Source organism: Streptomyces sp. NPDC055506, from assembly GCF_053643595.1.
The window spans coordinates 45,777-67,031 of record NZ_JBSHKH010000015.1 but is presented as its reverse complement, the minus strand read 5'-3'; the positions used below and the strand labels follow the sequence as shown (position 1 = coordinate 67,031).

22 protein-coding genes are annotated in these 21,255 nt (G+C 70.8%); 16 read left to right on the top strand and 6 right to left on the bottom strand.

The genetic code is table 11. The annotated features are described in order from the left end of the window. Positions 1-76 precede the first annotated feature (76 nt). From ACWIF2_RS08900 to ACWIF2_RS08870, 7 genes are all read left to right on the top strand, one after another. Positions 77-1,210 carry a carbohydrate kinase family protein gene (locus tag ACWIF2_RS08900; protein ID WP_454359435.1) on the top strand — a complete coding sequence of 378 codons (1,134 nt, stop codon included), beginning with the start codon at positions 77-79 and terminating at the stop codon, positions 1,208-1,210. Between the two features lie 174 nt (positions 1,211-1,384). Next, the gene (locus ACWIF2_RS08895; protein ID WP_454359434.1) at positions 1,385-2,452 is read left to right on the top strand and encodes a PhoH family protein; all 1,068 of its coding nucleotides are present in this window, start codon (positions 1,385-1,387) and stop codon (positions 2,450-2,452) included. Positions 2,453-2,466: 14 nt separating this feature from the next. Next, on the top strand, positions 2,467-2,964 hold the full coding sequence (gene ybeY, locus ACWIF2_RS08890) for an rRNA maturation RNase YbeY (RefSeq protein WP_184592507.1): 498 nt from the start codon (positions 2,467-2,469) through the stop codon (positions 2,962-2,964). Between the two features lie 9 nt (positions 2,965-2,973). Then, positions 2,974-4,278: a hemolysin family protein gene (locus ACWIF2_RS08885; protein ID WP_454359433.1), complete on the top strand. Its 1,305-nt coding sequence runs from the start codon at positions 2,974-2,976 to the stop codon at positions 4,276-4,278. Further along, a complete protein-coding gene (locus ACWIF2_RS08880) occupies positions 4,275-4,634 on the top strand; it encodes an MmcQ/YjbR family DNA-binding protein (RefSeq protein WP_454359432.1) in 360 nt (119 codons plus the stop codon). Before ACWIF2_RS08885 ends, ACWIF2_RS08880 begins: the two co-directional genes overlap by 4 nt. A 36-nt stretch (positions 4,635-4,670) precedes the next feature. Then, the gene (locus ACWIF2_RS08875; RefSeq protein WP_454359431.1) at positions 4,671-5,024 is read left to right on the top strand and encodes a cytidine deaminase; all 354 of its coding nucleotides are present in this window, start codon (positions 4,671-4,673) and stop codon (positions 5,022-5,024) included. A gap of 183 nt (positions 5,025-5,207) precedes the next feature. Continuing rightward, entirely contained in the window at positions 5,208-5,684 is a 477-nt protein-coding gene (locus ACWIF2_RS08870; RefSeq protein WP_382493491.1) for a hypothetical protein, read from the top strand. A gap of 22 nt (positions 5,685-5,706) precedes the next feature. On the opposite strand, the gene ACWIF2_RS08865 is transcribed toward ACWIF2_RS08870, so the two are convergent. After that, positions 5,707-6,045 (bottom strand): P-II family nitrogen regulator, encoded by a 339-nt coding sequence (locus ACWIF2_RS08865; RefSeq protein ID WP_053669183.1) that lies wholly within the window; start codon positions 6,043-6,045, stop codon positions 5,707-5,709. Next, entirely contained in the window at positions 6,042-7,352 is a 1,311-nt protein-coding gene (locus tag ACWIF2_RS08860; protein WP_454359430.1) for an ammonium transporter, read from the bottom strand. The genes ACWIF2_RS08865 and ACWIF2_RS08860 overlap by 4 nt, the downstream gene beginning before the upstream one ends. Before the next feature lie 372 nt (positions 7,353-7,724). Here ACWIF2_RS08860 and era point away from each other — a divergent pair, with 372 nt between their 5' ends. Then, the gene (gene era / locus ACWIF2_RS08855; protein ID WP_454359429.1) at positions 7,725-8,687 is read left to right on the top strand and encodes a GTPase Era; all 963 of its coding nucleotides are present in this window, start codon (positions 7,725-7,727) and stop codon (positions 8,685-8,687) included. A 14-nt stretch (positions 8,688-8,701) separates the two neighbouring features. Here era and ACWIF2_RS08850 read toward each other — a convergent pair whose 3' ends face one another. Beyond that, entirely contained in the window at positions 8,702-9,148 is a 447-nt protein-coding gene (locus ACWIF2_RS08850) for an ATP-binding protein (protein WP_454359428.1), read from the bottom strand. A gap of 230 nt (positions 9,149-9,378) precedes the next feature. Here ACWIF2_RS08850 and ACWIF2_RS08845 point away from each other — a divergent pair, with 230 nt between their 5' ends. From ACWIF2_RS08845 to ACWIF2_RS08835, 3 genes are read left to right on the top strand one after another with little or no spacing between them, the layout of a single operon-like run. Beyond that, positions 9,379-10,251 carry a helix-turn-helix domain-containing protein gene (locus ACWIF2_RS08845; protein WP_454359427.1) on the top strand — a complete coding sequence of 291 codons (873 nt, stop codon included), beginning with the start codon at positions 9,379-9,381 and terminating at the stop codon, positions 10,249-10,251. After that, positions 10,248-10,499 carry a DUF397 domain-containing protein gene (locus tag ACWIF2_RS08840; RefSeq protein WP_454359426.1) on the top strand — a complete coding sequence of 84 codons (252 nt, stop codon included), beginning with the start codon at positions 10,248-10,250 and terminating at the stop codon, positions 10,497-10,499. Before ACWIF2_RS08845 ends, ACWIF2_RS08840 begins: the two co-directional genes overlap by 4 nt. Before the next feature lie 49 nt (positions 10,500-10,548). Further along, positions 10,549-11,361, top strand: a complete 813-nt coding sequence (locus ACWIF2_RS08835) for an SAM-dependent methyltransferase (RefSeq protein WP_454359425.1) — start codon at positions 10,549-10,551, stop codon at positions 11,359-11,361. Here ACWIF2_RS08835 and ACWIF2_RS08830 read toward each other — a convergent pair. The 3 genes from ACWIF2_RS08830 to ACWIF2_RS08820 are packed head-to-tail and all read right to left on the bottom strand — an operon-like array spanning position 11,351 to position 14,079. Continuing rightward, positions 11,351-12,673, bottom strand: a complete 1,323-nt coding sequence (locus ACWIF2_RS08830; protein ID WP_454359424.1) for a GH1 family beta-glucosidase — start codon at positions 12,671-12,673, stop codon at positions 11,351-11,353. The genes ACWIF2_RS08835 and ACWIF2_RS08830 overlap by 11 nt on opposite strands. A gap of 57 nt (positions 12,674-12,730) precedes the next feature. After that, positions 12,731-12,997 (bottom strand): protealysin inhibitor emfourin, encoded by a 267-nt coding sequence (locus ACWIF2_RS08825; RefSeq protein WP_454359423.1) that lies wholly within the window; start codon positions 12,995-12,997, stop codon positions 12,731-12,733. Between the two features lie 20 nt (positions 12,998-13,017). Then, positions 13,018-14,079, bottom strand: coding sequence for a M4 family metallopeptidase (locus tag ACWIF2_RS08820; protein ID WP_454359422.1), 1,062 nt, complete (start codon positions 14,077-14,079; stop codon positions 13,018-13,020). A gap of 343 nt (positions 14,080-14,422) precedes the next feature. Between ACWIF2_RS08820 and leuA the strand changes: the two genes are divergently transcribed. From leuA to ACWIF2_RS08795, 5 genes are all read left to right on the top strand, one after another. Further along, on the top strand, positions 14,423-16,144 hold the full coding sequence (gene leuA / locus ACWIF2_RS08815) for a 2-isopropylmalate synthase (protein ID WP_454359421.1): 1,722 nt from the start codon (positions 14,423-14,425) through the stop codon (positions 16,142-16,144). 186 nt (positions 16,145-16,330) lie between these two features. Beyond that, entirely contained in the window at positions 16,331-17,029 is a 699-nt protein-coding gene (locus ACWIF2_RS08810; RefSeq protein ID WP_382493448.1) for a tellurite resistance TerB family protein, read from the top strand. 166 nt (positions 17,030-17,195) lie between these two features. Then, positions 17,196-19,286 carry an MMPL family transporter gene (locus ACWIF2_RS08805; RefSeq protein ID WP_454359420.1) on the top strand — a complete coding sequence of 697 codons (2,091 nt, stop codon included), beginning with the start codon at positions 17,196-17,198 and terminating at the stop codon, positions 19,284-19,286. A 100-nt stretch (positions 19,287-19,386) separates the two neighbouring features. After that, on the top strand, positions 19,387-20,565 hold the full coding sequence (locus ACWIF2_RS08800; RefSeq protein WP_454359455.1) for a sensor histidine kinase: 1,179 nt from the start codon (positions 19,387-19,389) through the stop codon (positions 20,563-20,565). Further along, positions 20,562-21,224: a response regulator gene (locus ACWIF2_RS08795; protein WP_454359419.1), complete on the top strand. Its 663-nt coding sequence runs from the start codon at positions 20,562-20,564 to the stop codon at positions 21,222-21,224. The genes ACWIF2_RS08800 and ACWIF2_RS08795 overlap by 4 nt, the downstream gene beginning before the upstream one ends. The last annotated feature ends 31 nt before the right edge of the window (positions 21,225-21,255 follow it).

Sequence of the window (21,255 nt, the reverse complement as noted above, 5' to 3'; positions counted from 1 at the left end):
GACTGCGTGATCGGCGTCACGTTGTCGGTGGTGTGGTGCAGACTGGCCTGATCCGCACCACGTCAGGGAGCGCACCGTGATCGCGTCCACCGCCCCGGCCGGAAAGGGCCCGAGAAAGGGATCGCACCGCCAGACCCAGGTCGATCCCCTCGCCCCGCTGCGCGTGCCGGACGACCCGCCCTGGGACGTCTATCTCACCGGCACCGTCTTCCTCGACATCATCTTCACCGGGCTCGACTCCGCCCCGGTGCGCGGGACGGAGTCCTGGGCGCGCGGGATGGGGTCGAGCCCCGGCGGTGTCGCCAACATGGCGACCGCGCTGGCCCGCCTCGGCCTCAGGACGTCCCTCGCGGCGGCCTTCGGCGACGACCACTACGGCGACTACTGCTGGGACGCCCTGGAGCACGGCGAGGGCATCGACCTGTCCCCGTCGCGCACGGTGCCCGGCTGGCACTCCCCGGTGACCGTCTCCATGGCGTACGAGGGGGAGCGCACGATGGTCTCGCACGGCCATGAGCCGCCCCCGGAGGAACCGGCCCCCGAGTGCCCGCCCCGCGCCCGAGCCGCCGTCGCCTCCCTCGCACCGGGCGTGAGCGCGCCCTGGATCGCCCAGGCCGCGAGCAAGGGCACCCGGGTCTTCGGCGACGTCGGCTGGGACGACACCGGCGCGTGGGACCTGGCGGCACTGCCCGACCTGCGGCACTGCGAGGCGTTCCTGCCGAACGCGGAGGAGGCCATGCGCTACACGGGCGCCGACTGCCCGCGGGCCGCCGCGCACGCGCTCACCGAGTACGTGCCGCTCGCGGTGGTCACGCTCGGGGCGGACGGGGCGTACGCGGTGGACCGGCGTACGGGGGAGACCGCCGAGGTGCCGGCCATCGAGGTCGAGGCGCTCGACCCGACCGGGGCCGGGGACGTGTTCGTCGCCGGGTTCGTCACCGGCACGCTCGCGGACTGGCCGCTCGCGGACCGGCTGGCCTTCGCCGGGCTGACCGCGGCGCTGTCGGTGCAGGAGTTCGGCGGGTCGCTGTCGGCGCCGGGCTGGTCGGAGATCGCGGCGTGGTGGCGGAAGGTGCAGTCGGTCCAGAAACAGTCGCCGACGGCATTGGGGCGGTACGGGTTCCTGGCGGGGCTGGTGCCGGAGAAGCTGGTCAGACCCTGGCCGCTGCGGCGGGCTGTGCCGACGATCGGGTTCCGGCGCTCGGCGTGATCCGGCTGTACCAGGGGGCTCCGCCGGTTAAGGGGAGCTGTCGCCCCCGTTTCCAACCCCACCCCTAAAAGCCCTACGGCCTTGTCAGTGCTCCGTCGTACCCTTGGAATCGCGAGGCCGCCCTCAGCTACGCGGCCGTGACGAGGAGGAACCGCAGGCCTTAAGCGCCGGCCCATGACTCAGACACCCACAGCTCACACCCCCGCGCAGGAGCAGGCGAGAGCGCAGTTCACCGTCCCCGCCCAGCACCCCATGGTGACCGTGCTGGGGTCCGGCGACAGCCTCCTGCGCGTGATCGAGAAGGCCTTCCCGGCGGCCGACATCCACGTCCGGGGCAACGAGATCAGCGCGGTCGGCGACCCAGCGGACGTCGCCCTCATTTCGCGCGTGTTCGACGAGATGATGCTCGTGCTCCGCACCGGGCAGCCGATGACGGAGGACGCAGTGGAACGCTCGATCGCCATGCTCAAGGCGAGCGAGAACGGGGAGAGCGACGGCCAGGAGACCCCGGCCGAGGTGCTCACGCAGAACATCCTGTCCTCGCGTGGCCGCACGATCCGCCCCAAGACGCTCAACCAGAAGCGCTACGTGGACGCGATCGACAAGCACACCATCGTCTTCGGCATCGGCCCCGCCGGCACCGGCAAGACGTACCTGGCGATGGCCAAGGCGGTGCAGGCCCTGCAGTCCAAGCAGGTCAACCGCATCATCCTGACCCGCCCGGCGGTCGAGGCCGGAGAGCGCCTCGGCTTCCTCCCGGGCACGCTCTACGAGAAGATCGACCCGTATCTGCGCCCGCTCTACGACGCGCTGCACGACATGCTCGACCCGGACTCCATCCCGCGGCTCATGGCGGCGGGGACCATCGAGGTCGCGCCGCTGGCGTACATGCGCGGCCGGACGCTCAACGACGCCTTCATCATCCTCGACGAGGCCCAGAACACCTCCCCCGAGCAGATGAAGATGTTCCTCACCCGCCTCGGCTTCGACTCGAAGATCGTGATCACGGGTGACGTGACGCAGGTCGACCTCCCGGACGGCACCAAGAGCGGTCTGCGGCAGGTGCAGGACATCCTGGAAGGCCTGGACGACGTGCACTTCTCCCGGCTGTCGTCGCAGGACGTGGTCCGGCACAAGCTGGTGGGCCGTATCGTCGACGCGTACGAGCAGTACGACACCAAGCACGGCACCCAGAACGGCGGGCACAAGAGCCGCGGCAAGTCCGTGCACAAGGGGAAGTAGACAAGCACAACACCATGTCGATCGACGTCAACAACGAGTCCGGCACCGAGGTCGACGAGCAGGCGATCCTCGACATCGCCCGCTACGCGCTCGCACGGATGCGCATCCACCCGCTCTCCGAGCTCTCGGTGATCGTCGTGGACGCCGACGCCATGGAGCAGCTCCACATCCAGTGGATGGACCTCCCCGGCCCGACGGATGTCATGTCCTTCCCGATGGACGAGCTGCGCCCGCCGTCCAAGGACGAGGACGAGCCGCCGCAGGGGCTGCTCGGCGACATCGTGCTCTGCCCCGAGGTCGCCACCAAGCAGGGAGCCGAGGCCGACACGCAGCACTCCATGGACGAGGAGCTCCAGTTGCTCACCGTCCACGGAGTGCTGCACCTGCTGGGCTACGACCACGAGGAGCCGGACGAGAAGGCCGAGATGTTCGGCCTCCAGGCGGCCATCGTGGACGGCTGGCGCTCGGAGCGGGGCCTGACCGGCCCGTCCCCGGCGCCGACGGTCTCGTAGCGCCGGCCGATGAATCCGCAACTCGCCCTGGGCGCGGTCGCCCTGGTCGTCGTGGCCTGGCTCGCCGCCTGCGCGGAGGCGGGCCTCGCCCGTGTCTCCAGCTTCCGCGCCGAGGAGGCCGTACGCGTCGGCCGCCGCGGCAGCGCCAAGCTCTCCCAGGTCGCCGCCGACCCGACCCGCTATCTGAACGTGGCGCTGCTGGTGCGCGTCGCCTGCGAGATGGCCGCCGCCGCGCTGATCACCTACGGCTGTCTGATGGAGTTCGACAACACCACCGAGGCCCTCCTGGTCGCCATCGCGGTCATGGTCCTCGTGTCGTACGTCGCCGTCGGCGTGTCCCCGCGCACCATCGGCCGCCAGCACCCGCTGAACACGGCGACGGTCTCGGCGTACGTCCTGGTGCCCCTGGCCAGGATCATGGGCCCGATCCCCTCGCTGCTGATCCTCATCGGCAACGCGCTCACCCCCGGCAAGGGCTTCCGCCGCGGTCCCTTCGCCTCCGAGGCGGAGTTGCGCGCGCTGGTCGACCTCGCCGAGAAGGAGTCCCTCATCGAGGACGAGGAGCGCCGCATGGTGCACTCGGTCTTCGAGCTGGGCGACACCCTCGTCCGCGAGGTCATGGTCCCGCGCACGGACCTGGTGGTCATCGAGCGCTTCAAGACCATCCGCCAGGCCCTCACGCTCGCCCTGCGCTCCGGCTTCTCGCGCATCCCGGTGACCGGCGAGAGCGAGGACGACATCGTCGGGATCGTGTATCTGAAGGACCTGGTCCGCAAGACGCACATCAGCCGCGACGCCGAGTCCGAGCAGGTGTCCACGGCGATGCGGCCGGCGTTCTTCGTGCCCGACACCAAGAACGCGGGCGACCTGCTGCGCGAGATGCAGAAGGAGCGCAACCACGTCGCCGTCGCCGTCGACGAGTACGGCGGCACGGCCGGCATCGTCACCATCGAGGACATCCTCGAGGAGATCGTCGGCGAGATCACCGACGAGTACGACCGCGAGCTGCCCCCGGTGGAGGACCTCGGCAAGGACCGCTTCCGGGTCACCGCCCGGCTCGACATCGGCGACCTGGGCGACCTGTACGGCCTGGAGGAGTTCGACGACGAGGACGTGGAGACGGTCGGCGGGCTGCTGGCCAAGGCGCTGGGCCGGGTCCCCATCGCGGGTGCGTCGTCCGTGGTCGGCCTGCCCGACGGCAGGGAACTGCGGCTGACGGCGGAGGCCGCGGCCGGCCGCCGCAACAAGATCGTGACGGTGCTCGCGGAGCCGGTGGACCCGGCGGACGCCCCTCAGGAGGAGAAGCCGGAATGACCCCGCAGGAGCTGCGCGCGTTCTGCCTGTCCTTCAACGCGGCGGTGGAGGACTTCCCCTTCAGCCCGGAGATCTCGGTCTTCAAGGTCCAGGGCAAGCTGTTCGCCCTGTCGCACCTCGACGAGCGGCCCCTGAAGGTCAACCTCAAGTGCGACCCGGACGACGCGGTCCGGCTGCGCGGCGAGCACGAGGGCCTCGTGGTCCCCGGCTGGCACATGAACAAGCGGCACTGGAACACGGTCACGGCCGACGGCGAACTCCCGGACCAGCTGGTCCGGGAGCTCATCGAGGACTCCTACGACCTCGTGGTCGCGGGCCTGCCGCGGGCGGACCGCCTGCGCCTCGACCGTCCCTGAGACCGGGCCGGGGCGGTCGCTACGTATGCTCGGATCATGACCGACAGCAGCGCGCTCGACCCCGAGGACCGCAAGATCGTCACCCTGGCCCGTTCCGCGCGGGCCCGCAACGGCGTGCCCGAGGGGGCGGCCGTACGGGACGAGACCGGACGTACGTATGTCGCGGGGACCGTGGCCCTCGACTCCCTGAAGCTCAGTGCCCTGCGGACGGCGGTGGCGATGGCGGTGGCCTCGGGGGCGACGTCCCTGGAGGCGGCGGCGGTCGTGACCGAGGCGGAGACCGCGTCCGCGGAGGACCGGGCGGCGGTACGGGACCTCGGCGGCGCGGGGACGCCGGTGTTGGTGGCCGGGCCGGACGGGACGGTCAGGACCACCGTGACCGCTGGTTGACGTGTTGGCCGAACTTCGGTGTAACCGGCGGTAATTAGGCCAGATTTCAACCTTGCCGCCGCCTGCCCCACACGCATCAATGGAACCGTCAGTTCCGACGGACCGTCAGGTTCGACTCTCGGCAGTGTGTCCGCATCCACGTGCCGAGCGGTCCCCCCCCCACGGAAACGGAGCCGGAATCCCATGAGATGCAAGCGAATCGGAGCAGGTGCGGCACTGGCTGCCGGGGCCCTCGCGGTCAGCGGGCTCGCCTTCGCCCCCGCGGCCCTCGCCGTCACCCCCCAGACGGCGACGATCAGCGCGGACTGCGGCACCTTCGGCAGTGGCGAGGCCACGCTCACGGCCACGCAGAACGGCACCGCCGCCACCGTCACCGTCAAGTCCTCGGCGATCACCGCGCCGATAGCCCTGGGCGCGGACTCGATCGCGTCCTCGCTCACCCTGGTGAAGTCCGGCGGCGGCACCGTCGTCTTCGCCGGTACGGAGAACCCGGCGATGGCCGCTGGTGCCCCCGTCGAGGTCGGCCCCCTCAGCGGCACCGTGGCCTCCGGCGACAGCCTGGAGGCCTTCGGCGGCTCGCTGAAGATGACCGTCTTCGGCATCACCATCACCTGCACGGCGACGGGGCCGCAGTCGCCGGGCCCGTTCGTGTTCGACTGATCCCGGCCGGGCCGGGCGCGACCTACAGCGCGTCCGGCCCGCGCTCGCCCGTCCGCACCCGCACGACGGTGTCGACGGGCAGCGCCCACACCTTGCCGTCGCCGATCTTGCCGGTGTGCGCGGCCTTCACGACCGCGTCGATGACGGCCTCGGCGTCCGCGTCCTCGACGACGACCTCGATACGGACCTTCGGCACGAGGTCGACCTGGTACTCGGCGCCGCGGTACACCTCGGTGTGGCCGCGCTGCCGGCCGTAGCCGCTGGCCTCGCTCACGGTCAGGCCGTGCACGCCGAGTTCCTGCAGGGCGTTCTTGACCTCGTCGAGACGGTACGGCTTGACGATCGCGGTGATGAGCTTCATGCCTGGGGGGTGACCTTCTGGGCGTGGGGGACGACGGAGGAGGAGACCGGGGCGCCGTGGCCCAGGACCCCGTGATCGTAGGCCGTCTCGGCGTGCACCGTAAGGTCCAGGCCGGTCCGCTCCTCCTCCTCGCTCGCGCGGAAGCCCATGGTGACGTCGATCAGCTTGCCGATGCCATACGTCACGGCGAACGCGTACGCCGCCACCACGACCACGGCCACCACCTGCTTGCCGAGCTGGGCGAGGCCGCCGCCGTAGAGGAGGCCCTCGGCGCCGCCGGTCATCGAGTCGACGGCGAAGACGCCGATGAGGAGCGTGCCGATGACACCGCCGACCAGGTGGACGCCGACGACGTCGAGGGAGTCGTCGTAGTTCAGCTTGAACTTCCAGCCGACGGCGTAGGAGCAGACCGCGCCGGCGGTGAGGCCGACGACCAGGGCGCCGAGCAGGGAGACCGAGCCGCAGGACGGGGTGATGGCGACCAGGCCCGCGACCGCGCCGGACGCGGCGCCCAGGGTCGTGGGGTGGCCGTCGCGCTTCTGCTCGACGAAGAGCCAGCCGAGCAGGCCGGTGCAGCCCGCGGCGAGGGTGTTGAGGAACGCGGCGGCCGCGAGGCCGTTGGCGCCGAGGGCGGAGCCGGCGTTGAAGCCGAACCAGCCGAACCAGAGCAGACCGGCGCCCAGCATCACCATGGGCAGGTTGTGCGGGCGCATGGAGTCCTTCTTGAAGCCCAGCCGCGGGCCCAGGAGCAGGCACAACGCGAGCCCCGAGGCGCCGGAGACGATCTCGACGGGCAGGCCCCCGGCGAAGTCGAGGGCGCCGAGCCTCTCCAGGATCCAGCCACCCGGGCCCCACACCCAGTGCGCGACCGGAACGTATACGAGCAGCGCCCACACCGGCACGAAGACCAGCCACGCCCCGAACTTCGCCCGGTCGGCGACCGCGCCGCTGACCAGCGCGGCCGTGATGATCGCGAAGGTGAGCTGGAAGGTGGCGAAGAGGATCGTGGGCACCGTCCCCTGGACGCTGTCCGGGCCGAGGCCGCTCATGCCGATGTGCTCCAGGCCGCCGATCAGGCCGCCCGCGGCGTCCTCGCCGAAGGTGAGGGAGAACCCGGCCGCCAGCCACACCACCGTCACCAGGGCGATCGACACGAAGCTCATCATCAGCATGTTGAGCACGCTCTTCGTGCGGACCATGCCGCCGTAGAAGAGGGCCAGACCGGGAGTCATCAGCAGGACGAGGGCGGTGGCGGCGAGCAGCCAGGCGGTGTCGCCGGTGTCGGCGCTTGCGGCGGCCAAGGACACGGTGTCTCCAACGGTGTGGGGCTCCGGGGGCTAGGGGCCTTCTGGCGGATCTCCGCAGCGTCGCGACGCCCGGCACGCACTCCCCCACTCTCGGCTTCGCTCGAGCGGGGGGACCCCCATGCCGCACGGCGCGAAGGGCCAGGTGGCTCCGCCACATGACCCTCCGCACCGCACGCCGATCGCACGCACCGAACGCCGCTCCTTCTCCTGCGGAGATCCACCAGAAGGCCCCAGCCAGAGGTTCACCGGCGTCCGTTTCCGGTTGCGTACGGGTGTGTTTCCGTGACGTTTCGTTGCGTGAGGGTTTCGGGGAGCTCACAGGGCGGCCGGCGTTCGGGCGCCTGTGCGGCGGGGCTCTGTGGATCAGGGAGAATGGGCGCCATGAGCGTTCGTACCCAGTCATCCGAAGAGTCGGCCGAAGCTGTCCACAGGGCTGGCTTCGCCTGCTTCGTGGGCCGTCCCAACGCGGGCAAGTCCACCCTCACGAATGCTCTGGTCGGCCAGAAGGTGGCGATCACGGCGAATCAGCCGCAGACGACGCGGCACACCGTGCGGGGCATCGTGCACCGCCCGGACGCGCAGTTGATCCTGGTCGACACCCCGGGGCTGCACAAGCCGCGCACACTGCTGGGCGAGCGGCTGAACGACGTCGTGCGCACGACGTGGGCCGAGGTGGACGTGATCGGCTTCTGCCTGCCGGCGAACGAGAAGCTCGGTCCCGGCGACCGCTTCATCGCGAAGGAACTGGCGTCCATCAAGAAGACGCCGAAGATCGCGATCGTCACCAAGACCGACCTGGTGGACGGCAAGACGCTCGCCGAGCAGCTCATCGCGATCGACCAGCTCGGCAAGGAGCTCGGCTTCGAGTGGGCGGAGATCGTCCCGGTGTCGGCGGTCGGCGACAAGCAGGTGGACCTGCTGGCCGACCTGATCGTCCCCCTCCTGCCCGAGGGCCCGGCGCTCTACCCCGAGGGCGACCTGACCGACGAGCCCGAGCAGGTCATGATCGCGGAGCTGATCCGGGAGGCCGCGCTGGAAGGCGTCCGCGACGAGCTGCCGCACTCCATCGCCGTGGTCGTCGAGGAGATGCTGCCCCGCGAGGACCGCCCCGCCGACAAGCCGCTCCTCGACATCCACGCCTTCGTCTACATCGAGCGCCCCAGCCAGAAGGGCATCATCATCGGCCCCAAGGGCAAGCGCCTGAAGGAGGTCGGCATCAAGTCCCGCAAGCAGATCGAGGCGCTGCTCGGAACACCCGTGTTCCTGGACCTCCATGTGAAGGTCGCGAAGGACTGGCAGCGGGATCCCCGGCAGTTGCGCAAGCTGGGGTTCTGAGGGCCCTCACCGCGTCATAACGCCGTCGCCAGGCTCGCCCACACCGCGTTGCCGCCGGTGAGGGTCGAGCGGGTGACGCCCCAGCTGTCCGCTATCTCCCTTACGAGCAGCAGGCCGCGGCCGTTCTCGTCGTCGAGGCCGGGGCGGCGGTCGGGTATGCCGCGGCCCGTGTCGTCGCCGTCGTGCACCTCGAGGCGGAAGCGGGCGTTCGGCATCAACCCGACGCCGCACAGGATCCGCTCGCTGAGTGTGTGCAGCACGGCGTTGGTCACCAGCTCGGACACGAGCAGGACGGCGTTCGCGCACACCTCGTCGGGCACCTGCCACGAGTCCAGCCGCGCACGCATGGCATGACGGGCGCTTCTCACGCTGGCCCGGTGCGGCGGCAGTTCGAGCCAGTGGGTGCGGCCCGGGCGCACCGCGTCCGGGAACCGGGGGGTGTAAGTCGTGTGGGGGGACACGGCGGTCGCCTTCCGTGGGGGGTGGGAAGGGGCGAGGCGGACAACGGACCGTCCGGAGTGGGGGGTTCCGGCGCCCTGGTCACACAAGTAACTATGCTCGCAGAGCAGTTCACGCTGCAACCATCTCCCTGATAATTTCAAACGGAACGCATCGCACCGCTCGGTGGTCCGACAGAACGAACAAGTCCCTGCCCGCCTTGCGCCGATGACGACCCCTCAGGAGGTACGGCGTGAACGACGCGCGATCAGGCACCGGCGCCGGCGCACCCACCGTTCTCCGCATGATCCTCGGCCGTCGGCTCCAGGAAGCCCGGCAGGGCGCGGGGCTCTCGCTCGACGACGCGGCCAAGACCCTGCGCGTGACACCGCTGACCATCCGCCGCCTGGAAAAGGCCGAGGTCGGCCTGAAGATCCTCTACGTCGAGAAGCTGCTGGAGACCTATGGCGCCGGCCGCCAGGAGATCGACGAGTTCGTCACCCTGGCCGAGCGGGCCAACGAGCCCGGCTGGTGGCACCCGTACCGCGATGTGATGCCGTCCTGGTTCACCGCCTACGTGAGCCTGGAGACCGGCGCGAGAACACTGCGCACCTATGAGCCGCAGTACGTCACCGGCCTGCTCCAGACGCCCGGGTACGCGCGCGCCGTGCTGGGCGGGGGCTTCCCGAACGACGACGAGGAGGACCTCCAGCGGCGCGTGGAGCTGCGGCTGCGCCGCCAGTCCCTGCTCACCAGGCACGACGCGCCCACGCTCTGGGTCGTGATGGAAGAAGCCGTACTGCACCGCGTGGTGGGCGGCCCCGAGGTGATGCGGGAGCAGATCGACCGGCTCCTGGAGGCGTCCGAGCTGGAGCACGTCAGCGTCGACATCGTGCCGTTCACCGCGGGCGCCCACGTCGGGGCGTGCGCGCCGTTCACCTACTTCCGGTTCGAGGAGCGGGAGCTGCCCGACATCGTCTACAGCGAACTCCTCTCCGCCTCCGTCTACCTCGACCAGCGGGCCGACGTCGTGGCCCATCTGGAGGCGCACAACCGGCTGTCACTGAAGACCTCGTCCGCGGACAGCAAGGCGCTGTTGAACCGCATGCGGAAGGAGTACGCATGACCATCGCCGAGGGCACCGTCTACAACGGGATGCCCGCGACGGACCTGGGGGAGCAGGGCTGGGAACGGCCCTGGAGCGGTCCGAACGGGGGGCAGTGCGTGGAGGCCAAGCAACTCGCCGACGGCCGCGTGGCGGTCCGGCAGTCCACGGATCCGGCCGGTCCCGCGCTGATCTACACGCCCGAGGAGATCACCGCGTTCGTCGCGGGGGTCAAGAAGGGCCTCGCCGACCATCTGACGGCTCACTGAAGCCCCACTGAGCCGGACTCGCACCACCACCCCCCACGAGAGGCACAGCATGACCCACTCGCAGGCCGCGCGGGACATAGACACCAGCAGGCCGCACTCCGCCCGCATGTACGACTACTACCTCGGCGGCAAGGACCACTTCGAGGTCGACAAGCAGGCCGCCGAGCGGGTCGCCGAGGCCTACCCCGCCATCTTCGTGTGCGCCCGCGAGAACCGGGCCTTCATGCACCGGGCCACCCGGGTCCTCGCGCGCGAGCACGGCATCCGCCAGTGGCTGGACATCGGCACCGGCATCCCCACCGAGCCCAACCTGCACCAGGTGGCCCAGTCCGTGGTCCCCGACGCCCGGGTGGTCTACGCCGACAACGACCCCCTCGTCCTCAAGTACGCCGAGCGCCTGATGCGCAGCTCCGCCGAGGGCCGTACGACCTACATAGAGGCGGACGTCAACGACCCCCAGACGCTGCTGAACGCGCCCGCCCTGGCCGAGATCCTCGATCTGAGCCGCCCGGTCGCGCTGTCCCTCAACGCCCTGATGCACTTCGTCACCGACGCCCAGGACCCCTACGGCATCGTGCGCCGCCTGCTGGACGTCCTGCCCTCGGGCAGCGCCCTGGCGCTGAGCCACTGCACGCCCGACTTCGACGCCGCCACCTGGCAGAAGGTCACCGACATCTACACCGCCGCCGGTACCCCGGTGCGGTTCCGCTCCCAGGCCGATGTCGCCCGCTTCTTCGACGGCCTGGACCTGCTCGACCCGGGCGTCGCCGTCGGCCACCGCTGGCGCCCGGAGGCCACCGACGGCGACACCCCGACGGACGCCGAGGTCAGCCTCTGGACCGGCGTGGGCATCAAGCCGTAGCGCCCTGGGCCTTCAGCAGCTCCCGGTACCAGCGGTACGACGACTTCGGGGTCCGCTCCTGGGTCTCGAAGTCGACATGGACCAGGCCGAAGCGGCGTGCGTAGCCCTCCGCCCACTCGAAGTTGTCGAGCAGGGACCAGACGAAGTAGCCGCGCACGTCGACGCCCGCCTCCAGCGCCCGGTGCAGGGCGCGGACATGGCCGTCCAGGTAGGCGATGCGGTCCTGGTCGTCGACGCCCGGGTACGAGCAGCCGTTCTCGGTGATGACGACGGGCGGCAGCCGGTCGCCGTAGCGCTCGCGGAACGTCGTGAGGAGTTCGGTGAGGCCCTCGGGCACGACCGGCCAGCCGAAGTCCGTGACCGGGTGGCCCGCGATCTCCCGTACGGAGAAGGGCAGTTCGGCGGGCATGGAGACGCCGCCGAACTCGATCTCCGTGCCCTGCGGGGCGCCCACCCGGGTCGGCGCGTAGTAGTTGACGCCGTACCAGTCGACCGGCTCGGCGATCACCTTCAGATCGGCCTCGACGTCCCCGGGCATCAGCTCGCCGATGCCGTCCGGATACCGGCCCAGCAGCAGCGGGTCCGCGAAGAGGCGGTTCAGCAGCAGGTCGTAGAACTCGGCCGCCTCCACGTCCGCCGCCTCGGTCGAGGCCGCCCAGGTCGGGCCGTGCGAGTTGGCGACGCCGATGTCCGTGGCACCCGAGGCGCGCAGGGCCCGGACGGCCAGGCCGTGGGCCAGCAGCTGGTGATGGGCGACCGGCAGCGCGTCGAACAGCAGCTTCCTGCCCGGTGCGTGCACGCCCAGGGCGTGGCCCAGCAGGGTGTGCTCGGCCGGCTCGTTCAGGGTGATCCACTTCGTCACCCGGTCTCCGAGCCGGTCGGCGACCAGGGACACGTACTCGGCGAAGCGGGCGGCCGTGTCCCTCTCCAGCCAGTCCAGGTCCGCCGGCAGGTCCCAGTGGAACAGGGTCGGCACCGGGCGGACGCCCGCCGCGCACAGGTCGTCCACCAGCCGGTCGTAGAAGTCCAGGCCCTTCTCGGAGCGCACCCGCGGCCAGGAGACCGAGAAGCGGTACGCGTTCACGCCCAGCTCCGCCAGCAGCGCCACGTCCTCGCGGTGGCGGTGGTAGTGGTCGCAGGCCACCGCCGCCGTCGAGCCGTCCTTCACCCGTCCCGGCTCGGCCGTGAAGGCGTCCCACACGGACGGCTCACGCGCGTCCGCGGCACCCTCGATCTGATGCGCCGAGGTCGACACGCCCCAGAGGAAACCGGCCGGGAAACGGGGGATCGGGTTGCCTGCGTCAGTCACCATGCGCGGATCATCCGTACCGGTGGTAACTCAAGTCAACAGGCCGCCGCCCAGGACCTGTTAAGCCCCTTCCTTCAGGACCCGTGAGATCAGCTTGCGCTGCTCGTCCGTCAGCCGGGGGTCGGAGCAGTAGACCGTCTTGCCGTCCACCGTGAGCTGGTAGCTGAAACCGTCCGGCACCCCGACCGGCGGAGTGCCCCGGCCGGCGGCCACCGCCTGCTCGGCCAGGGCGTGCCATTCGGCGGCATCGGGGCGGCCCGAGGTGTCCACCTCGGCATGCCGCTCGATGCCCGCGAACCCGCCTGTGCGCCTCACCTGAATCCGCATGGCACCTGTCTAGTACGGAACTACAGGGTCCGCACCCCGACCTGCTCCCAGGCCTTCGAGACGGCGTCCAGTTCCTCACCGTCGCCGAAGCGCTCCCGCGCGGCCTTGACGGTGAGCGTGGCGAAGTCGGTGAACATCGCCTGCTCCTTCAGTTCGCCGCCGGTCAGTACGTCGTACCAGACCTGTCCCGCGCGCTCCCAGGCGTGGCCGCCGAGGGCCGTGGCCGCGAGGTAGAAGGCGTGGTTGGGGATGCCCGAGTTGATGTGGACACCGCCGTTGTCGCGGCCGGTGCGGACGAAGTCGTCCATGGTCGCGGGCTGCGGGTCCTTGCCGAGGACGTCGTCGTCGTACGCCGTGCCCGGCTCCTTCATGGAGCGCAGCGCCACGCCCGTCACCCGCGGGGCGAGCAGGCCCGCGCCGATCAGCCAGTCGGCCTCGGCGGCGGTCTGGCCGAGCGTGTACTGCTTGATCAGCGCGCCGAAGACGTCCGACACGGACTCGTTCAGCGCACCGGGCTGGCCGAAGTAGGTGAGGTTCGCGGTGTACTGCGTGACGCCGTGGACGAGCTCGTGGCCGATGACGTCGATCGGGATGGTGAAGTCGAGGAAGATCTCCCCGTCGCCGTCCCCGAAGACCATCTGCTCGCCGTTCCAGAAGGCGTTGTTGTAGTCGCGGTCGTAGTGCACGGTCGCGTCCAGCGGCAGGCCGTTCCCGTCGATCGAGTCGCGCTGGTACGCCGTGAGGAGCAGCTCGAAGGTGGCGCCGAGGCCGGCGTAGGCGCGGTTGACCGTGGCGTCCTTGCCGGGCTTGTCGCCCTCGCCGCGGACCTTGTGCCCGGGCAGGTCGGTGCCGTGCCGGGCGTCGTAGACCGTGCGCTGCGGCTTGCCGTCGGCGACCGAGGCGACGGCACTCGCGCCGATGACCGTGGTGAGGCGGCGCTGGGTGCGCTCGAAGGCGTCGCGCTGGAGGGTGCGGCGGGCCGGGCCGGCCAGCGCGGGGTCCTCGGCCTGGGAGAGCTTGTCGAGGACATGGGGCGGAACGATGGTGCAGAAGACGGGCTCGAAGCCCCCGTGAGTCGTCATGCCTGGCACCTTTGCACTGCGTGACGGGCCTGTCACCGGTCGCCACCATGATTGGTGAAATACGCGGACAAGCGACTTCACGCTCTGTGATTGAGTGGTATGGCAGCAGTACGACGAAGTGGCATGGCGCACTTTTTGTCCTGTATGTGCGCACGGTCCCGCATACTGATACGGATCCGCACACCTGGAGGGCCTCGGCTAGCATGCTGCGCATCATGCGTTTCGGGCTGCTTCTCCTTAGCTGCCGCGGCGAGGGCCTGTAGTCGAGGCCGACCCCCTCCCCGCGGAGCTTGGTGCTGCGTCGTCGGCCGTCCATCCGGACACTCTGAGGAGCCCCCGCATCATGGCGAACCGCCAGCAGCCCAGCACCATGCCGATCCACAAGTACGGCCGCTACGAGCAGGTCGACATCCCGGACCGCACCTGGCCGGCCAACCGGATCACCACCGCCCCCCGCTGGCTCTCCACCGACCTGCGCGACGGCAACCAGGCCCTGATCGACCCCATGTCGCCGGCCCGCAAGCGCGCCATGTTCGACCTGCTGGTCAAGATGGGCTACAAGGAGATCGAGGTCGGCTTCCCGGCCTCCGGCCAGACCGACTTCGACTTCGTGCGCTCCATCATCGAGGAGCCGGGCGCGATCCCCGACGACGTCACCATCTCCGTACTGACCCAGGCCCGCGAGGACCTGATCGAGCGGACCGTGGAGTCCCTGAAGGGCGCCAAGCGCGCCACGGTCCACCTGTACAACGCCACCGCCCCCGTCTTCCGCCGGGTCGTCTTCCGCGGCTCCAAGGACGACATCAAGCAGATCGCGATCGACGGCACGCGGCTGGTCATGGAGTACGCGGAGAAGCTGCTGGGCCCGGAGACGGAGTTCGGCTACCAGTACTCGCCGGAGATCTTCACGGACACCGAGCTGGACTTCGCGCTGGAGGTCTGCGAGGCGGTCATGGACGTCTGGCAGCCCGGCCCGGGCCGCGAGATCATCCTCAACCTGCCGGCGACCGTCGAGCGCTCCACGCCCTCCACGCACGCCGACCGCTTCGAGTGGATGGGCCGCAACCTGACCCGCCGCGAGCACGTCTGCCTGTCGATCCACCCGCACAACGACCGCGGAACGGCCGTCGCCGCCGCCGAGCTGGCCCTGATGGCCGGCGCCGACCGCGTCGAGGGCTGCCTGTTCGGACAGGGCGAGCGCACCGGCAACGTCGACCTGGTCACCCTGGGCATGAACCTGTTCTCCCAGGGCGTCGACCCGCAGATCGACTTCTCCGACATCGACGAGATCCGTCGTACGTGGGAGTACTGCAACCAGATGCAGGTCCACCCGCGCCACCCGTACGTGGGAGACCTGGTCTACACGTCCTTCTCCGGCTCCCACCAGGACGCCATCAAGAAGGGCTTCGACGCCATGGAGGCCGACGCCGCCGCCAAGGGCGTCACCGTCGACGACATCGAGTGGGCGGTGCCCTACCTGCCGATCGACCCCAAGGACGTCGGCCGCTCCTACGAGGCGGTCATCCGGGTCAACTCGCAGTCCGGCAAGGGCGGTATCGCGTACGTCCTGAAGAACGACCACAAGCTGGAACTGCCGCGCCGGATGCAGATCGAGTTCTCCAAGCTCATCCAGGCGAAGACGGACGCCGAGGGCGGCGAGGTCACGCCGAAGGCCATCTGGGGGGCGTTCGAGGACGAGTACCTGCCCAACCCGGAGAACCCGTGGGGCCGGATCCAGGTCAAGAACAACCAGTCGACCACCGACACCGACGGCGTGGACACGCTGAAGGTGGAGGCCACGGTCGACGGCCAGGACACCGTGCTGACCGGCTCGGGCAACGGCCCGATCTCGGCCTTCTTCGACGCGCTGCAGTCCGTCGGCATCGACGTGCGGCTGCTGGACTACCAGGAGCACACGATGAGCGAGGGTGCCTCAGCGCAGGCCGCCTCCTACATCGAATGCGCGATCGGCGACAAGGTTCTGTGGGGGATCGGAATCGACGCGAACACGACGCGCGCCTCTCTGAAGGCGGTCGTCTCGGCCGTCAACCGCGCGACGCGCTGACCAGTCGTAACGGGGATTGTGGGGCTCTGCCCGCCGTTGTCCGGCGGGTGGAGCCCCGTCACATACCGGCCAATCCCTGTGAGGGTCACGGAAAGGTCTCCTCCGGGGTGCTGACTCCTCCTCATGGATGTGGCTAACATCACGCAAGCGCGGCGACGCTGCCGTGCGGCGTGACGGAGGTGCGACGTGCTGCCAGGACGGGGACGAAACGGCCATGCCGCCAGGTTTTCGAGCATCCTGGGCACCCGTATCGCATGGACCGCGGCCGGTGACGGGGAGTTCTTCTGCCCCGGCTGCGGCGGCGACCGCAACTACCAGCGGCTGACCGGGCAGCGCCGCTTCACCCTGCTGGGCCTGCCCGTGCTGCCGCGCGGCGAGACCGGCCCGGTCGTCGAGTGCGCCGCCTGCCGCCGCCACTTCGGCACGGACGTCCTCGACCATCCGACGACCATCCGCTTCTCCGCGATGCTCCGCGACGCCGTGCACACCGTCGCCCTCGCGGTACTGGCGGCGGGCGGCGCCGGTTCCCGTACGGCGCTGGAGGCGGCCGTGCTCGCCGTGCGCGCGGCCGGCTTCGACGACTGCACGGAGGAGCAGTTGGCCGCCCTCGTCGAGGCGCTGGAGGCGGACACCGGCCGGATCTCCGGCGAGCCCTGCGGTGCCGGGCTGGCCATAGAGCTCCACGAGGCACTGGACCCGCTCGCCCCGCACCTCGCCACCGTCGGCCGCGAATCGATCCTGCTCCAGGGCGCCCGCATCGCCCTGGCGGACGGGCCGTACACCCCGGCCGAGCGGGACGTCCTCGCGACGGTGGGGGCGGCGCTGACCATCTGCTCGGACGATGTGACCCGGCTGCTGGCGGCCGCCGCGCGTACGCCGTCGTAGGACACGTCGTAGGACACCTCCCCGCGATACTCCCCGGGGAGTAGTCTGCGGCCAGTGTCGCCCCGGGCAGTACCCCTCAACTCGGCCTCGCGCCCGACGAACCCGTCGCCGCGCGCCGGGAGTCTGGAGAGCGTTCCAGACACCCGACGCGGAGGGAGCCCGGCTGATGGGGGACACAAGGACACGTACGGGGCGACGGCGGTCCGTGCCCTGGGTGGTGGTCGGGCTGTGGCTGGCCGCGCTCGTACTGCTCGGGCCGCTCGCCGGGAAGTTCGCCGGCATCCAGCAGAACCGCGCGGTCGACTATCTGCCCGACAGCGCCGACTCCACCCAGGTGGCCCGGATCCAGGACCGGTTGCCCGGCGGGGAGTCGACCGACCTGGTGCTGGTGTACCACCGGGACGCCGGTCTGACCGACGCCGACCGGCGCACCGCCGCCGAGCAGATCGCCGAGGTGAGCGGCGCCTACGACCTGACGGGCGGCAAGGCGCGGGGCGTCCCGTCCGAGGACGGCTCCACCCTGATGTACCCGGTCTCCAGCACCCAGCCGGGCCAGGACGAGGAGGCCAGGGACGCCTTCGTCGACGGGGTGCGCGACATCGCCGAGGGCGGCGGCGGGCTGAGTGTCGAGGTCGGCGGGCCGGGGGCGCTGAACACCGACATGAACAAGGTGTTCGGGACGCTCGACGCCACGCTGCTGCTCGCCACGCTCGGTGTCGTCACCGTGCTGCTCATCCTCATCTACCGCAGCCCCTTCCTGTGGCTCGTCCCGCTCGCCGTCGCGGGCGTCGCCGCGGCGACAGCGATGGCCGCCGGGTACGGACTGCACGAACTGTTCGACGTCACCGTCACCGGCCAGAGCGGCGGTGTGATGACCGTGCTGGTCCTCGGCGCCGGCACCGACTACGCGCTGCTGATCGTCTCCCGCTACCGCGAGGAACTGCGGCGCCACGAGCGGCCGTACGACGCCATGCGCACCGCCCTGCGCGGCTGCGGACCGGCCGTCCTCGCCTCCTCGGGGACCGTCGCGGCCGGGCTGCTGTGCCTGCTCGCCGCCGACCTCAACAGCAGCAGCGGCATGGGGCCGGTCGGCATGGTCGGGGTGCTCGCCGCGCTGGTCGCCATGACGACCCTGCTGCCCGCGGTGCTGGTCCTGCTCGGGCGGCGCGTCTTCTGGCCGCTGATCCCCGCGTTCGGGAGTGAGCCGAAGGCGCGGCGGTCGCTGTTCGCCGCGATGGGGACCTCGGCGACACGGCGGCCCGTCACCGTCCTCGTCACAGGGGGTGTCCTGCTCGGAGCGCTCGCCCTCGGCACGCTGAACCTGTCCGGGAGCATCAAGCAGGAGGACTCCTTCACCGAACGGCCCGAGTCCATCACCGCCATGCAGACGCTGGCACGCGAGTATCCCGAGCGCAGCAGCCGGCCCGTGACGGTCATCGCGCCCCGGGAACGGGCCGAGGCGGTGGGCGAACGGGCCCGGGCGACCGACGGGGTCGCCGAGGTGGTCCCCGGGCGGAGCGGGGCGGGGTGGACCGAGCTCGCCGTCTTCACCACGGCGGCTCCGGAGACCCCGGCCGAGACCCGCACCATCGAGGCGCTGCGGTCCGGGATCGACCCCGAGGGCGCGTACGCCGGCGGACCCAGCGCACAGCAGATCGACCTGGCCGACAGCGAGGCGCGGGACCGGAAGGTGATCGTGCCGCTGGTCCTGGCCGCCGTGTTCGTCATCCTGGTCGGGCTGCTGCGCAGTCTCGTCGCGCCGTTGCTGCTGCTGGCGGCGGTGATCGCGGTGTGGGGTGCGGCGTTGGGCATCGGCGGGCTGGTGTTCGAGCCGGTGTTCGGGTTCGGGGGTACGGATCCGGGGCTGGGGTTGCTGTCCTTCGTGTTCCTGGTCGCGCTGGGTGTGGACTACGGCATCTTCCTGATGCACCGGATGCGGGAGGAGTCCGTGCGGGGGGCCGAGCCGGAGGTGGCCGCGTTGACCGCGTTGCGGACGACCGGTGGGGTGATCGCCTCTGCGGGGGTTGTGCTCGCGGCGACGTTCGCTGTGCTGACGACCTTGCCGATGGTCGGGCTGGTGGAACTCGGGTTTGTCATCGCTGTGGGGGTGCTGCTGGATACGTTCCTTGTGCGTACGTATCTGGTGACGACGGCGAGTGTGCTGTTGCGGCGGCGGGTGTGGTGGCCGGGGAGGCTCTCGCGTGTGCAGGAACCGGCCGTTGAGGCTGAGCGCGGGCGGGTCCGCAGCCCGGCGTAGCGGGGTGCCGCTGCGCCCACCGTGCCGCCCCCAGCGGCACGCATGCCCGCAGCTAGCTGAGGATGTGACCGTGCAGGCGCCCACCATCGGTAGTCGGGTCATGGCCGCGATCAACCGCGACCCCCTGACCGCCCCGCACGCACTGCGCAACGACGCGCTGCTCGCCGTCTCGGTGGCCGTTGTCGCCGCAGCGCTCGCGCTGTTCGTCGACGACGGCCGCAGGCCCGACGCGCTCGGCTGGGCCCTGCTGCTCGTCTCCCACGTGCCACTGGTGTGGCGCCGCCGCCGTCCGGTACTCGTCCTGGTCGCCGTGATCACCTGCGTGTTCCCGTACCACTTCCTCGACTACCCGCACACCGCGGCCACCCAGGCCGCCTACGTCGCCCTGTACACCGTCGCCGTCACCGGCCGGCCGCTGCGCACCGTCCTGGTCGGCATCGGCGTCATCACCATGGCGGTGGGCGTGCTGCTCACCATCAGCGCACAGGAGGCGCTGGGACTGCTGAAGGCGTCCGGCTGGGTCGTCGCCGTGCTGTTCTGCGGAGTCGACGTGCGGTTCTACCGCCAGTACGTCGCCTCGATCGTGGAGCGGGCCGAACGGGCCGAACGGACCAGGGAGGAGGAGGCCCGGCGGCGGGTCGCAGAGGAGCGGCTGCGGATCGCCCGGGATCTGCACGACCTGCTCGCCCACAGCATCACCCTCATCGGCGTGCAGACCTCCGTCGCCGCCCATGTGCTGTCGGCCGACCCCGAGCGGCTCGACCGGGAGACGGTCGCCAAGGCCCTCGACGACATCGCCGAGACCTGCCGCAGCGCCCGCGGTGAACTCCGTACGACGCTGGAGGTGCTGCGCGAGCACGGCCCGCCGGAGGCCCGCGGCCCGCTGCCCGGCCTCGACGGCCTGCCCGACCTGGCTGAGGCCGCGCGGCTGGCCGGTGCCCGGGTCGAGCAGACCGTACGGATACGGCAGGCACCGCCCGCCGTCGGCGCCGCCGTCTACCGCATCGTGCAGGAGGCCCTGACGAACGCGGTGCGGCACGCGGGACCCGGCGTCTCGGTCCGTGTGGAACTGGACGAGCGGCAGGGCGCCCTGCGTCTGTCGGTCAGCGACGACGGCACCGGACCGGACCCGGGCGGCACCCCGGGCTTCGGACTCGTCGGAATGCGGGAGCGGGCCCGCAGCGTGGGTGGCACACTCGACGCCGGACCGCGTCCCGGGGGCGGCTTCGAGGTGGCCGCGGTCCTGCCGCTGACCACGACGGGGAAGAGGACCGGATGACCATCCGCGTACTGCTCGCGGACGACCAGACCCTGGTGCGGGAGGCGTTCGCGATGCTCGTGGAGTCGGCCCGCGACATGGAGGTCGTCGGCCAGGCCGCCACCGGCAGACAGGCCGTGGAGCTGGCCCGCAGCGGGCGCGCCGACCTGGTGGTGATGGACATCCGCATGCCCGACCTGGACGGTATCGAGGCGACCCGGCTCATCGCGGCCGACGACGATCTCGCCGGCGTCCGCGTCCTGGTCCTCACCACCTACGACACCGACGAGTACATCGTGGACGCCCTGCGCGCCGGCGCCTCCGGGTTCCTGGTCAAGGACACCAGGCCGGCCGAACTCCTCGACGCCATCCGCACGGTCGCGGCCGGGGACTCCCTGCTGTCGCCCGGGCCCACGGCACGGCTGATCGAGCGGTTCCTGCGCAGCCCCTCGGCACCGGCGACCGGCGGGCCGGAGTGCCTGTCCGAGCGCGAGCGGGAGGTGCTGGCGCTGGTCGCACGCGGCCTCAACAACACGGAAATCGCCGAGGTGTTGGGCCTGAGCCCGCTGACCGCCAAGACCCACGTCAGCCGCATCATGGGCAAGCTGGCGGCGCGGGACCGGGCGCAGTTGGTCATCGTGGCGTACGAGTCGGGGATCGTGACACCGGGGAACATCTGACGGACAGGCACCATCCGACGCCGCCGCTTCA